At 51.6% G+C, this 14,321-nt stretch carries 8 protein-coding genes and 1 pseudogene; 8 read left to right on the forward strand and 1 reads right to left on the reverse strand.

Translation table 11 applies throughout. The annotated features are described in order from the left end of the window. Window positions 1-26: 26 nt before the first annotated feature. The 8 genes and pseudogenes from EGM51_04810 to EGM51_04845 all read left to right on the forward strand — a co-directional run bounded on the left by EGM51_04810 (window position 27) and on the right by EGM51_04845 (window position 13,552). Window positions 27-785: a hypothetical protein gene (locus EGM51_04810; protein QBG49245.1), complete on the forward strand. Its 759-nt coding sequence runs from the start codon at window positions 27-29 to the stop codon at window positions 783-785. 64 nt (window positions 786-849) lie between these two features. After that, window positions 850-1,905 (forward strand): methyltransferase, encoded by a 1,056-nt coding sequence (locus tag EGM51_04815; GenBank protein QBG46748.1) that lies wholly within the window; start codon window positions 850-852, stop codon window positions 1,903-1,905. A 599-nt stretch (window positions 1,906-2,504) separates the two neighbouring features. Continuing rightward, a complete protein-coding gene (locus EGM51_04820) occupies window positions 2,505-4,361 on the forward strand; it encodes a beta-agarase (GenBank protein QBG49246.1) in 1,857 nt (618 codons plus the stop codon). 24 nt (window positions 4,362-4,385) lie between these two features. After that, complete coding sequence (locus EGM51_04825; protein ID QBG46749.1) at window positions 4,386-5,396, forward strand: glycosyl hydrolase family 43; 1,011 nt, start codon at window positions 4,386-4,388, stop codon at window positions 5,394-5,396. A gap of 13 nt (window positions 5,397-5,409) precedes the next feature. Continuing rightward, window positions 5,410-7,763: pseudogene (locus tag EGM51_04830) on the forward strand (glycoside hydrolase family 2 protein). Next, on the forward strand, window positions 7,763-9,883 hold the full coding sequence (locus tag EGM51_04835) for a beta-agarase (GenBank protein QBG46750.1): 2,121 nt from the start codon (window positions 7,763-7,765) through the stop codon (window positions 9,881-9,883). The pseudogene EGM51_04830 and the gene EGM51_04835 overlap by 1 nt, the downstream one beginning before the upstream one ends. Before the next feature lie 2 nt (window positions 9,884-9,885). Continuing rightward, the gene (locus tag EGM51_04840) at window positions 9,886-11,475 is read left to right on the forward strand and encodes an MFS transporter (GenBank protein ID QBG46751.1); all 1,590 of its coding nucleotides are present in this window, start codon (window positions 9,886-9,888) and stop codon (window positions 11,473-11,475) included. 157 nt (window positions 11,476-11,632) lie between these two features. After that, complete coding sequence (locus tag EGM51_04845) at window positions 11,633-13,552, forward strand: alpha-L-fucosidase (protein QBG46752.1); 1,920 nt, start codon at window positions 11,633-11,635, stop codon at window positions 13,550-13,552. 1 nt (window position 13,553) lies between these two features. Here the strand turns inward: EGM51_04845 and EGM51_04850 are convergent, their stop codons facing one another. Beyond that, a complete protein-coding gene (locus tag EGM51_04850; protein ID QBG46753.1) occupies window positions 13,554-13,925 on the reverse strand; it encodes a cupin domain-containing protein in 372 nt (123 codons plus the stop codon). Between the last annotated feature and the right edge of the window lie 396 nt (window positions 13,926-14,321).

The raw sequence follows: 14,321 nt of genomic DNA on the forward strand, positions 1-14,321 counted from the left end.
TAAACGCGATGAAGCAGATCGCTGCGATGATCGGGGGAATGCTGTCTATAGCGGCTGTGTGTTCTGCTGTGGTGCAGCCCAACGTGATTATTGTCATTACAGATGATCAGGGGTACGGCGATTTGAGCTGTCATGGCAATCCGGTCGTAAAAACACCGAACATCGATAAGCTGTATGAACAGTCGGTCCGTTTTGCCGATTTTCATGCGGATCCGACCTGTGCTCCGACGAGAGCGGCATTGCTGACCGGGAAATATTCCCATCATGTCAAGGGATGGCATACCATTGCGGAAGGGAATTATCCTCGTGTTTATGAGGTGACGATGACGGATCTGTTTAAGGCTGCCGGTTACCGCACCGGATTATTCGGGAGATGGTATTTGGGGGCCAATTATCCGTATCGTCCGATGGACCGCGGTTTTGATGAACGGCTGGGGCAGGAGGGTGACGGCGGAACGGGGATGACTGATGACTGGTTTGATAATGATCGTGTGAATGATATGTACTGGCATAACGGTGAACGCGAGCGGCGTGAAGGCTATGCACCCGATGTGTTTTTTGATGCCGCCATTGATTCCATCGTGGAAAAGAGGAAACAGCCGTTTTTTGTGTGTCTTGCCACCTGTCTGCCGCATGAACCGCATACCGTTCCGGACCGGGTGATGCTTTCTGCATATAAGAGTATTGTTTCTGATTACGAAGGGGCTTCTGCTGGACGAAGTCGGGCAGACGCCGGCCGGTGCATATTATATCTATGTCCACCGGAAATAAGAGTGGAAGCGTAAGCGAAAAAAGTAAACAGGAGCAGGGCCCGGGGTTTTGCTGAAGGGTCTGAACAGAGGATAATCAATGACAATGACATCGAAAGAACGTGTGCGGGCAGCCTTTGAACATAAAACACCGGATCGGGTTCCGTGTTTTATGAAGGGGGTGAATGTGGCCTATGAAAAGCTGATGAAGCATTTCGGAGTGGATTCCTATGAAGCGGTTCACGATAAGCTGGATATTGATGTGTGGTGTGTGGATGCGCCGTATATCGGCCCGGAGCTTCCGGTCGGTAAAGATGCGGAGGGACGCAGGGAATTCACTCATCCGTTCGGATATAGATACGTGATGCACTGGAACGGAGCAGAGTATAATGCACACACAACATACTATCCGCTGCAGGAGACGAAAACCATTGAAGAACTGGAGGCCTGGACCTGGCCGAATCCGGATTATTTTGATTATGAGGCGTTGGGGCGTGAATGTGAAAAGCATGAAACCCGCGCGTTGCGTATCGGCTGGCCGGGTGTTTATCAGTTCGTCACGAATCTGGTGGATGCGGAAAAGCTTTATGTCGATATGGCGCTGGAGCCGGAATATGCACAGTATCTTTTTGACCGGATGGTGGATTTCGAACTCGAATATTACGGGCGCATGTTTGAAGCTGCGGATGGACGGATTGATATTCTGTGTGTCTGTGATGACTACGGGACCCAGAACGGGATGCTGTTCAGTAATGAAATGTGGAATCAGTTTTTTGCAAAGAATACAAAACGTCTGGTTGAGCTGGCGCATTCGTATGGTGCGTTCTATCTTCAGCACTCCTGCGGGGCAGTACGTTCAATTATTGGAAATCTGATCGACTGTAATGTGGATGGCCTTGATCCGATCCAGAAGGTATCCGGTATGGAACCGGAAGGGCTGAAGGCTGATTTCGGGGACCGGCTCTGTTTTCACGGCGGAATTGATACGCAGGACCTGCTGCCGCACGGCACTCCCGAAGCGGTGAAAGCGGAGGCGGAATATTTCATTGAAACGCTGAACCGTGACGGCGGTTATCTTCTCGGTCCCAGCCAGGATTTTGAGGGGGACGTGCCGCTGGAAAATATTCTGGCACTGTACGATGCCCGCGGTCTGTAAACGGTGCGGCATTTCTTGTGTGGATCCATGAATGCCGCGTGTAGCAGGCACCGGACGGACTGGCCGTAATTTTACGAACATTGGAATCATGCTGACAGGGGCTGGTCTATATCGAAGTCTATTTCAACTGCGAATCGGCTGACCGAATTTTCCGCTGGGTCGTGTCCTTTAAACCGGGATCGCTGAAAGGGGGTGCCCGGAACGGGGAATGCGTAGAAGCTGAGCGGGAGATTGAAACCGCCGGCGATCCTGCAGGACAACCGGGGGATCAGTGCCGGACGCCAGGGGCCGGTGTCTGATTATTCTTCAGAAAGGCCGGAGCGGAGCGGGCGATGCTTTGCTGACGGCAGCCGGTGAGGGGCTTTGCAGCAGCACCTGCGGCGTATTTTTTGACCAAAAGGCCGATTCCGGCCGCATAAAGTAGCCGTTACTGTGTAAACTTTGCGTACACGGAGCGGTCCGGGGATGGTTGAAAGGGCATTGAAACGCATCAGGTATATGCTACGTTGCGCATTGTGAATGTAAACACTCCGGATTTCCGGGGAATGCGGAAGCAGACGTATAGTAGGTAACTCACGATTTAATTGGGATAGATGATGATGAAGAAGACGTTGACGGCAGTGACGGCGATGGCCGTGGTGGTTCCATTGCTCAGTGGAGCTGAAACAGAGCGGGTTGAGGTTAAGCTTGATCCGGGGAAAGTCCGGAATATCGGAGGTGTATCGGTTTTTGACCGGAATCAGTTTATTACGATTCACGAAGGGTTCGGCTCGACGGACCTTGAAGATGCCGATCTGAAATACATTGAAGAGGTGCTGGAAGCCAATTACGGCCGTGACGGCGGTCTGATCTCGTGGATGGCGGAGGATCTTCCGGCTGATCCGGATAATCCGGATATGCCGGATGTAAGCCGGCTCAAGGCTTTGTTTAAAAAGAAATTCCGCGATGAATATGCCGGGCGGAGGATGAATCCCTCAAATATGGAGAAGGTGATTCTGTGCACTCACCCGGAAATCATGCACGGGCATGCAGGCAATACCTCGACACCGTGGGGACCGAAAACGCCGGAAGCGACGGCGGAATTCACTGCTCAGTTTCTGAAACACGCCTTTTCCGATGCCGAACGGCCGAAGATTCTTGAGGTGTATAATGAACCTTTTGTGAAAGCTAAAAAAATTCCATGTACTATTGAAGAGATGTGTGAACAGCACAATGTAGTGGCCCGCCGGGTGAAAGAACTGAATCCGGATGTGATGGTCGGCGGCTATTCGGCGGCCTGGGTGGAGGTTGAGAGCCGGAATTTTGACCACTGGAACGGCTGGCAGAAAACATTTATGGATATTGCCGGGGAAAACATGGATTTCTGGTCATATCATATTTATGACGGGGTCAATGTGCAGGGCACTCCCCGCAATCGGACGGGCAGCAATTCCGAGGCGATCATGGATCTGATCGATACCTACAGCCACATAAAGTTCGGTGTGGCCAAACCGATTATGATTACTGAGTACGGCAAGATTCCGGAAGGGAATATGAATACCATGCCCTACAGCGCGGAGCGGTCGGCCGGTATGCTCTATTCGGCGATGGGGCAGCTGATGACCTATATGGATCATCCGGACCGTCTTATGCGCACCATTCCGTTTTTTCTGGGTAAAGCCACCTGGACCTACGATATGACGGAGAATCCGGTGCCCGGCGAGGCCAACCCGTTTCTGCTTTGGCGCAGATTGGCCGATGGTTCATTTGCGGAAACCGATTTGACGCTGTTCTACTATTTTTGGAAAGGGGTCAACGGGGAATGGCGCCAGAGCAGTTCCTCCAATCCGGATGTGCGGGTGCATATGCTGGCCGACGGCAATCGGCTGAATGTTATTCTTATGAATCTGGACGAAGATTCGAAACAGGTCGGTCTTTCGGGGTTGAGCGGTCTGATTCCGGAACGTGTCATGATCCGTTCGCTGACGACCAACTGTGAACGGCCGATTCTCGGCGAGCATCCTGTAAGTGCCATTCCTTCGAGCCTCGATATGGAAGAGGGTGATGTGGTGATGCTGATGATTGATCTGAAGGAGCCGCTTCGGACAAATGGTCAGGTTCGCGAACATCGTGTTTATGCAACAGATTATCTGCAGGATATAGAAGCCGGAAAGAAGGTCAGGTTTACATTCCGGGATGTTCCGACCGGAAAAGGAACGGCCGTACTGCGTCTTTCGCCGGGACGGGAGCTGGGAAAACAGCCGCTGCCTTCGACCATTTCGCTGAATGGAACAGAACTGGAAATTCCGACCAACTGGGCGGGGGATGATCAGGAGGGGCGGGCCAACTTTTTCGGTATGGTTGAGTTCCGTGTGCCGATGGAGGCCCTGAAGAAAACCAGTGTGCTGGAAATGATCTATCCGGATACCGGCGGGAAAGTGGCCTGTGCGGTTCTGCAGGTGAATTTGAATAACTGATATTGAAATTACGGGAAACAGAAAATGGAAGAGAAAGAGAAAACACGTCCGGAAGTGGTATCGGATTTCTGCAGGCGTCTCAGCGCCGGTGGCCGTATTCTTGAAGACCCTGATTATAATATCTGGGGCTGTGCTCCGATATACGGTCCGGATGGAAAAGTGCATGTTTTTTATTCACGTTGGAAAAATGATGCCGGGCACGAAGGGTGGCTTACGGTCAGTGAAATTGCACATGCTGTGGCCGATGAGCCGGCCGGGTCGTATACAACAGTGGATGTAGCGCTGACCGGCCGCGGCGGCGAGTGGTGGGATTCCATGACGATTCACAATCCGACCATCCATAAAGTCGGTAATAAATATGCGTTGTTCTACATGGGAAATTCCGACGGTACGGTAATGACTAAACGTGTGGGGGTGGCGACCTCCGATTCACTGTATGGTCCCTGGAAGCGTTGCGACGAGCCGCTGATTCTGCCTTCGGAGGATCCTCAGGCCTGGAACTCGGTATGTACGTCCAATCCTGCATTTCTTCAGCATCCGAACGGGGAATTCTGGCTCTATTATAAATCCTGGCGTGTTGCCGACTGGCAGCGGGATCTGGATACCGGCGACTGGCGTAATTCCAATCGTCAGTACGGTCTGGCGGTTTCTAAAAATCTGGAAGGTCCGTATGTGAAGCAGGGGGAGGATGCTCTGATTAATCTTCGGGAAAAGGTTCAGGATGCGCAGAGTGAGGATGCCTATATCTGGCATGAAGACGGGACGTTCAGAATGATTATGCGGGATATGGGATTCTGGAATCATGAATACGGATTGCTTTTTGAATCTGACGACGGACTGAAGTGGGGTGATCCTCAGATTGCGTACTGGGATGCCTTCCGTTATTTCGACGAACCGGGCACCGGCGCCTGGGGTGAAGGTCGGTTTGAACGACCGCAGCTGCTGATGAAAGACGGCCGGCCGGAATATCTTTTCGGGGCTTATCGTGGCGGAAAATACGGTACCTCTACCGGGGTTGTGCTGAAACTGAATTAACCGGAACATATTTATGAACTGTAGAAAAATCGTTTCATTGAACGGCGATTGGAAATTTATTAAAGAGGATATTTCCGGAGCGGAGGCGGCGGCTTTTGATGATGCTTCGTGGCGTACTGTGAAAGTGCCGCATGACTGGAGTGTTGAGGAGTCGTTTTCGGAAAAATGGGAAGGCGCAACCGGTTATCTCCCGGGCGGTATCGGCTGGTACCGTAAAACATTCCAGGCTCTGGACAGGGAGGTGACCTATCTCCATTTTGATGGGATCTATAACAATGCGACGGTGTATCTTAACGGAGAGAAGCTGGGCGACCACCCGTATGGTTATTCGCCGTTTTATTATGATATTTCCGATAAGGTGAAAAGCGGTGGAAACGTGCTTGCTGTTCGGGTTGATCATTCGCGTTATTGTGACAGTCGCTGGTATACCGGTTCAGGCATTTATCGCAGTGCCGAACTGATCGGCACCTCCGGAACGCATATTCCGGTTTGGGGCACCTTCATCACTACGCCCGAAGTGCTGGAGGATCGGGCAACGGTCCGGGTGCAGGTGGAGATTTGTGAACCGGTCGGGGCTGTGCTGACTACGGCCATTCTGGATCCTGATGGCGAGCGTGTGGCGGAAGTTTCTGCGCAGGCGGAGGCGAGCACCATTCAGACGTTGGAAATTTCCAATCCCCGTAAATGGGATGTTGAATGTCCCAATCTTTATACGGCGGTAACAACGGTTTCCAGAGATGGAAAAGAAGTCGATGAAACCACTACGCTATTCGGTATCCGTTCTATCCGGTTTGATGCGGATGAAGGATTTTTTCTGAATGGAAAGAATATGAAGATCAAAGGCGTATGCCTGCATCACGATGGAGGGTGCGTGGGTGCCGCTGTGCCGAAGGATGTCTGGCGGCGGCGTTTTGAAACACTGAAACGGGGGGATGTAATGCGATTCGAATTGCGCATAATCCGGGCTCCAGTGAATTCCTTGATCTCTGCGATGAAATGGGTTTTCTGGTACAGGATGAATTTTTTGATGAATGGGATAATCCCAAGGATAAACGCCGGAATCAGAATGAGCAGCATGATGATTATATCTCCAGAGGATACTGCGAGCATTTTCAGCAATGGGCGGAAACGGACCTGAAAGCGGTCATTCGTGCGCATCGGAATCATCCTTCCATATTCCAGTGGAGTATCGGTAATGAAATTGAGTGGACCTATCCGCGCAATGCCGAGGCCACCGGTTTCTTCAATATGGGTTGGGAAGGGAATTATTTCTGGGAGCTTCCTCCGAATTCCATTGAAGAGATAAAACGGTTGCTGAACGAGTTGCCGCGCGGTGAATATGATGTCGGCGAAACCGCTCAGAAACTGGCGAAATGGACCCGGGAGATGGATACGAGCCGCCCGGTCATTGCCAACTGTATTCTTCCTTCGTCCAGTTATGAATCGGGCTATGCCGATGCGCTGGACGTGATCGGTTTCAGTTATCGCCGCGTCATGTATGATTACGGGCATGAGCATTATCCGGATCTTCCATTGATGGGGACGGAAAACCTGGGTCAGTGGCATGAGTGGAAGGCGATTGAAGAGCGTCCGTTTGTTCCCGGCACCTTTCTTTGGACCGGCATCGACTATATGGGTGAAGTAAACGGACAGTGGCCCAAAAATACGCTGGATTCCGGTCTGCTGGATCGTGCGGGTTTTGAGAAGGGCTCTTTTCATATGATGAAGACGCTGTGGTGTGATGAGCCGCATGTGCATCTGACTACCCAGACACTGGAAAAGTCGCCGTATGTTTTTGATGCGTCGACCGGATTCATCGGTGAAGAGGATTCCGAGGCCTGGAAGCAGAAACTCTGGATCTGGCATGATGTGAATACCCATTGGAATTATACCGAGGGTGAAATGATCGCCGTTGAGGTGTATTCCAACTGTGAATCGGTGGAACTGTTTCTTAACGGGGAGTCGATGGGTAAAAAGAAGCTGTCTGATTTTGAAGATCATATCTACAAATGGGCGGTTCCGTATAAGCCGGGCAAACTCGAAGCGTGTGCGGAGGGGGCATCGGATCAGCTGGAGACCGCGGGTGTTCCTGCCGCGGTTCAGCTTTGTGCCGATGGAATGCATGTGATTGCCCAGCTGGTTGATGAGTCGGGGGTACCGGTGAAATCCGAGGAACGGGAGATTTCGTTTGTTGTTGAAGGCGGCAGGATGCTCGGTGTGGATAATGGTTCGCCGTTCAGTATACAGGATTATCAGTCGGACCGTATAACCACCGCGAAAGGACGCTGTCTGCTGGTGGTGGAGAGGGGTTGTAAAGTTTCGGCGGCCGCAGATGGGCTCGCCGGGGCGGCTGTGGAGATGGAGTAATGTCGATCTCTTTTAAGGATGCCCGCCGGAAGCGGACCGGTCTAACGCATCTCCGCCGGCTTGGGGGCTTTGTGTCCGGCCTGATGATTGTGTCGGTGTATGCAGCGTCTATGGAGCTGGTATCGTTCAATGAAGGTGCAGGGCTTTCATCGATAGAGTTTACGGATACCGCGGTTTCAAATCGGTATGGAGATACACTCGAAATTTATACCGGCGGAAACGATGAATGGCCGAGCGTAACGTTCAGGGCGGAGAACGGACCCTGGAACCTTACGGGGTATTCCACGGTTAAAGCCGATTTTACAAATCTGGGAAGTGCACCGATCTATCTGGGAATCCGGCTGGACAGTGCATCGGCATCGGAAATCGAAACGCCTCAGTATGCACAGGGGTTTGAGCGGCTGGAGCCCGCAGAAACACGGACCATCAGTGTTCGGCTGAGTACGGAGGACTGGGTGTTTTCCAAGCCGCTGGAACTGGTGGGGATGCGCCGTCCGCCGGGCGTTGAGCTGATGGATCTGGTGAATATCGAGCGGATTCAGATTTTTGCCGGACATGTTCATGAACCTTCGTGGTTTGCGGTATCCAATATCCGGGCAGAAGGTGCGGTGAAGCGGGTGGATCCGGATGGATATCTGCCTTTTGTTGATACTTACGGGCAGTACAGGCATCGTGACTGGGAAGATAAAATCCGGTCGGATGCCGATTTTGAACAGCGCCGGCGTGCGGAGGAAAAGGATCTGGAAGCTCATCCCGGGCGTTCAGACCTCGGAATGTTCGGGGGGTGGAAAAACGGGCCGCAGCTGGAGGGTACCGGTTTTTTCCGGGTGGAAAAAGTAGATGGAAAATGGTGGCTGGTGGATCCCGAAGGCTATCTTTTCTGGTCGACCGGTCCGACGTGTATGAATCCGGATTTCGGCTATACCGGTACTGAATTCCGAGAGGCGTATTTTGAAAGCCTTCCGGCAGGCGGGGAATTCGAATCGTTCTACCAGGACTGCACCTGGGCGCCACACGGTTTTTATAAGGATAAAATTCCGTTTAAAATCCTGCAGTTTTATAAACTGAATCTGTATCGGAAATACGGCGAAGACTGGATGGCGCAGTTTATCGATCTCGCGCATCGGCGACTGAAAAGCTGGAATATGAACACGGTGGCCAACTGGGCGCTTCCGGAAGTGTACCGGGTACAGCGTACGGCCTATGTGGCGAATTTTTTCATACGCGGCAATCGGGAGCTGGACGGCTCCCGCGGGTACTGGGGAAAGTTTCATGATGTGTTTGATCCTTCATTCCGTGCGGTGATTCAGTCCAATCTGGCTGTTTTGGCTGAAGAAGCGGCAGATCCGTGGTGTATCGGATTTTATGTGGATAATGAACTTTCCTGGGGCTATGACGGGATGTCGCTGGCCATTGAAACCCTTTCCTGTCCGGCGGATCAGCCGGCGAAACAGGAATTTATCGCGGATCTGAAGCGCAAATATGGACGTATTGAACAGCTTAATCTTGCCTGGGGAACGGCCTATACATCCTGGACGGCTTTGCAGGAATCGACGGAAGCGCCGGATCCGGTACGGGCCGGGGAGGATTTGAGGCGGTTTTATGCGAAGACGGCGGAGACCTATTTCAGAACGATTCGGGAGGAGCTCAGAAAAGCGGCGCCCAACCATCTTTATCTCGGATGTCGTTTTGCATGGGTGAATGATACCGTTGCGGTTGCGGCTTCCCGGTATTGCGATGTCGTCAGTTATAATAAGTATGAGCACAGTATCCGCAGTATGCGACTGCCGCACTTTATCGACCGTCCGATGATGATTGGTGAATACCATTTCGGGTCTACTGAACGGGGGCATTTTCATCCCGGCCTGAAAGAAGCGGATACGCATGCGGGCCGTGCGGAAAAATTTAAAGATTATGTGTACAGCGCACTCGATAATCCGCAGATGGTCGGTGTTCACTGGTTCCAGTATGTGGATGAGCATATCGCCGGGCGCGCGGATGGGGAAAACTATAACGTTGGGCTCGTGGATATCTGCGATACTCCGTATGTTGAAATGGTAGAAGCCATGCGGGAGGTCGGAGCCGGTATGTATGAGTATAGAAAAGGGAAAAGAGATTAATCATGTCTGAAAAAAATAAGCACGAGAATGAAGAACAGCCGCAAATCAAGCCGGAGGATAAAATCCCGCTGCTTCAAAAGATAGCCTATTCCATGGGGGTGGTTTCTGATCACTATGCGAATGTCTGTCTTGCCTGGATTTTTCTGACGCCTTTTTTCGTCGATTTTCTGGGGCTGGGAGCAACGGTGGTGGGTCTGGCTTTGGGGGCGGCCCGTTGCTGGGATGCCTTTACGGATCCGCTTGTCGGACGGATTTCCGACCGGACCAAAAGCCGGTTCGGTCGGCGGAAACCGTATATTTTTGTCGGGGCTATTCTGACGGGACTGATGTTTCCGCTGATCTGGCTGGTCCCTGAGAGCTGGTCAACGGCGGCGATTACTGCATATCTTTTTGTGGCGCTGATGATTTTCTTCTCCGTCTACTCCATTTTTTCAGTGCCTTACGAAGCTTTGGGGGCGGAGCTGACGCCGGATTACAGTGAACGTAGCTGGATTTTTATTGTCCGGAAATATGTCCAGGAGCTTTTCAACCTCGGCATTGTCTGGGTGTTTCCGCTGGCGATGTGGCTGGGTAAACGGGTCGGCGGAGAGATTAACGGGGTGCGTTCCATCAGCTGGGTTATCGGCGGAGTGATTATTGTGGCGGGGATTCTTCCGGCTATCTTCAATAAGGAACGGTATAAAGATATTGCGACAAAAGAAGGCTCCGGAAGTTTTAAAGAAGGTCTTACGGCACTCATCAGAAACAAGCCGCTGCTGATTGTGATCGGTGTGATTGCAACCTATCTTTTTGCCATTATGGCAACAGCCAATCTGGCCTATTTTGTGAATGTCTACTACATCTATGAGGGTGATGTGGTGAAAGGTGCCGCACTTGGCGGTATTGACGGAACACTGCGTCTCGGTTTTGCACTGACCACGGCCTGGGTCATCGGACTGATTGGAAACCGGGTGGATAAACACAAAATTATGCTCGCATCCTGTGCCATCCTGCTGGTGGCTTTTGTCGGAATGTATTTTACCACAATTACCGGCCGTCCTTGGCTTGCGCTTTCAATGAAGCCGCTGGTAGCCATCGGTGAATGCGGTTTCTGGGTGCTGATTCTTTCGATGCGGGCCGATGTCTGTGACTGGGATGAATATAAAACCGGCACGCGCAGTGAAGGGCTGATTGCCGCTATTGCGAACTGGTGCAATAAAATCGCCATGACGTTGGCGATTGTCATTTCCGGTTGGAATCTGGAGCATATTGTTAAGTTTGACAGTAAACTGGACGAAGCCGTTAAAACCGAAATCGTTGCTCAGGCGGAAGCGGAATACGCGGAAATGACGGAAGCGGAAAAGCTTGAAGCCGGCGGAGGCGAAAAACCGATTTCGCTTGAAGTATATACGGATATACTTGAACGTAAGAAAGTGATGGAAAACCTGGAACCGGGAACCATGAAACGGCTGCGTATATTCTACTCGCTGCCGCAGGCCGGAGCATTGATTCTGTGTCTGATCATGCTGAGCCGTTATCCGCTCACCCGGAAAAAGATGGAGGAGATTCGAGCGGAGCTCGAAGCGCGGCGCGGTGTGGCCGCTGTCGAATAAATCCGGGATAAATCCTGCCGGTTTAAAGGGCGTGCCGATTGGGCTTTCCGGAAGGCTCATATCGGTTGCGCCCTTTTTTAATGAGATCATTAACATTTTCTGTCCTTTTACATCTGTGCCCGGCGTTGAATGCATAAGATGAGTGAGGAGCTGAAGCATGAAAAGAGTACTGTTTGGGGTGATGGCTGCATCTGCGGGGTTGACGGTTGCCGCGGAATACAAAGCTGAATGGTCGGATCTGAACCGCTATCCGCAGGCGGAATGGATCAGCAAGGCGAAGTTCGGGCTGTACTGGCATTGGAATTATAATTCGATTGCCGGTTTCAACGGCTGGTACGGACGGAATATGTATAACGGTCCGGACGGGTATGTTTTTAAATACCATAAGGAAAAACACGGAGATCCGGCAGCGTTCGGCTACAAGGATTTTGCGCCGTTGTTTACGGCTGAAAAATTCAGTGCAAAACAGTGGGTGGATGATGCCGAGCGGATTGGTGCGAAGTTTATTGTCGGTATGGCGGTACACCACGACGGATTTGATCTGTATGATTCAAGCTATACCCCCTGGAATTCGGTGGATAAACCTCCGCATATCGATGTGATCGGTGAGCTGGCGAAAGAGGCCCGGAAAAAAGGGTTCAAATTCGGGGCAACGTCCCATCTGGCCTGGAACTGGACCTATTTCAGTTCTTTTATGTATCCGGACAAATATGACGCGAAGAAGGCACCGGAGCTTTACAATATTCATGATCCTGAAAAGGGACCGAGTGAAGCCTGGGTGAAGGAATGGTATGCGCGGACGACCGAGCTGATCGATAAATATAAACTTGATTTTCTCTGGTTTGATTTCGGAACGATGGACAAAGGGTTCAGTGATCAGTATACCGCAAAGCTTACCGCGCATTATTATAATAAATCGGTGGAGTGGGGAAAAACCGTGGCGCTGGCTACCAAGGTCGGTTTTGAAAACCGCAAGAGCCAGGTTCATGATGTGGAACACGGGAAATTCGGATACATCCGCTATCCGCAATGGATGTCGGACAGTACCCTGAACAAAGGCTGGTTCTATATGGGTGCCGAAGAGGATCCTAAACAGATAACCGGCGAATTCTGGCTGTATCAGCTTATCGATATCGTCTCCAAAAACGGCACGTTACTGCTGAATATCGGCCCGAAGGCGGATGGCTCATGGAAAGAAGAGTGGAAGCAGGAGCTTTTCCGGATGGGGGACTGGCTGAAACTGAACGGTGAAGCGGTGTACGGAACGAAACCGTGGCATCGCTACGGCGAAGGTCCGACGCATGACGGCGATGCGGAGCATTACAATCTCGGCCGGAACCTGACCAAAGACGATGTGCGGTTTACGCGTAAAGAGAACGCACTTTATGCCACGGTTTGCGGTTGGCGGGGTGAGCCGATCAACATTCGTTCGCTTGGCCGGAAAGAGCTGCCGGGACTTGAAATTTCAACCATTTCCATGCTGGGTTCTCCTGATCGGATAAAATGGGAACTGAAGGATGATGCTCTGAGCGTTTCCTTTCCTGAAAAACCGCCGTGCGAATATGCCTATGTTTTTAAGATCGAAGGCAAAGGACTGTTCCCGGAACGGGCTCCGGAATATCTGCCGGTTCATGTTGAGCCGCCGAAAGAAAAAGTTGCGGCACTGCGGATCAGTCTTCCGGGAGATCATCAGCAGCTTTCGGTTGCTGAGGTTGTGGCGGTCGGACGCTCAGACTGGGCTAAAATCAATCGGGTGCCGGAAGCTGAAATTACGATGTCTTCGTGCGAAACCGACCCCATGCTTGCGGCGGATCTGAATATGAACGGCCATCCGAACATGCATTCCGTGGCCCGTTCTGAAACTGAAACCGATCCGTGGATGCTGGTGACCCTTCCTGAGCCGATGAATATTCTGGATCTGGAAATTCTCGGCGGTATGGAACATTGGGATGAATTTGCCAAAGAGGGGAAAATTGAAGCACTGGATGCCGCTGGAAAGGTGATTCATTCCTGGCGTGTGAAAGAATGCCTTGAAGAACAGAAGGCCGAGACGGAATATCTGGGATTGTCCGGCTGATCTAGGCTTGCAGCAGATGGGGAGCAGCGGGTGAATTTCGGGTGAATGCTTCAGCGGTTCCGGTCTGCATATCGCTCAGCTGTCGGGCTTTTCCTGTGTGACATTTTTTGATGGGAATGGCTCCCGGTCGCTCATACCAGGCATGGCTGGCCGGTACGACGAAGCGGTCGGTGCTGTGCACAATGACGATATTGGCAAACGAGTTGCCTTTTGCGGTTTCCTGATGGGGTACGTCGGCGGGCATGATGCAGATTTCTCCTTCATTCAGCATGAAGGTTTCTTCGCCGCATCGAAAATGATTTTTACCGGATAGTTGAATGAAGATTTCCGGGAATGCATGGAGCAGGCTTTGGGGAGATGCACCATGGGGAATGTCTGGATGCTGAAAACAGTCGACAGAACTTCACGGGCCTCTTTTGTCAGAAGGGCCGGGGGTGTCGAATGTGCGCGTTGAAATCATGATGTAATAATAGTACTGAAACATAAAAAGGCAGCGGATTTATTTGCTGGCGAATGGAGTGGGATTTGGGGAATCTGTCAGTTTTGAAAAACCACCGAATACACTGACAGACATAGGGCAAGGAAACTTTTCCACGTATTCGGTGCCTTCCGTGGTTGGTCAGAATTCTTTAAGGGGATGAACATGAAGTTGAATAGACGTACAGGATTGAAGGCCGGACTGGCTGCCGGGGCGGCCATTAATTTTATTCCGCAGCCGAACGACCGGATTAACCGGCATGTGTTGGAGCGGCGGTAATTTTTTAGTGGA

This window comes from Verrucomicrobia bacterium S94, from assembly GCA_004299845.1.
In the GTDB taxonomy this organism is placed as follows: domain Bacteria; phylum Verrucomicrobiota; class Kiritimatiellia; order Kiritimatiellales; family Pontiellaceae; genus Pontiella.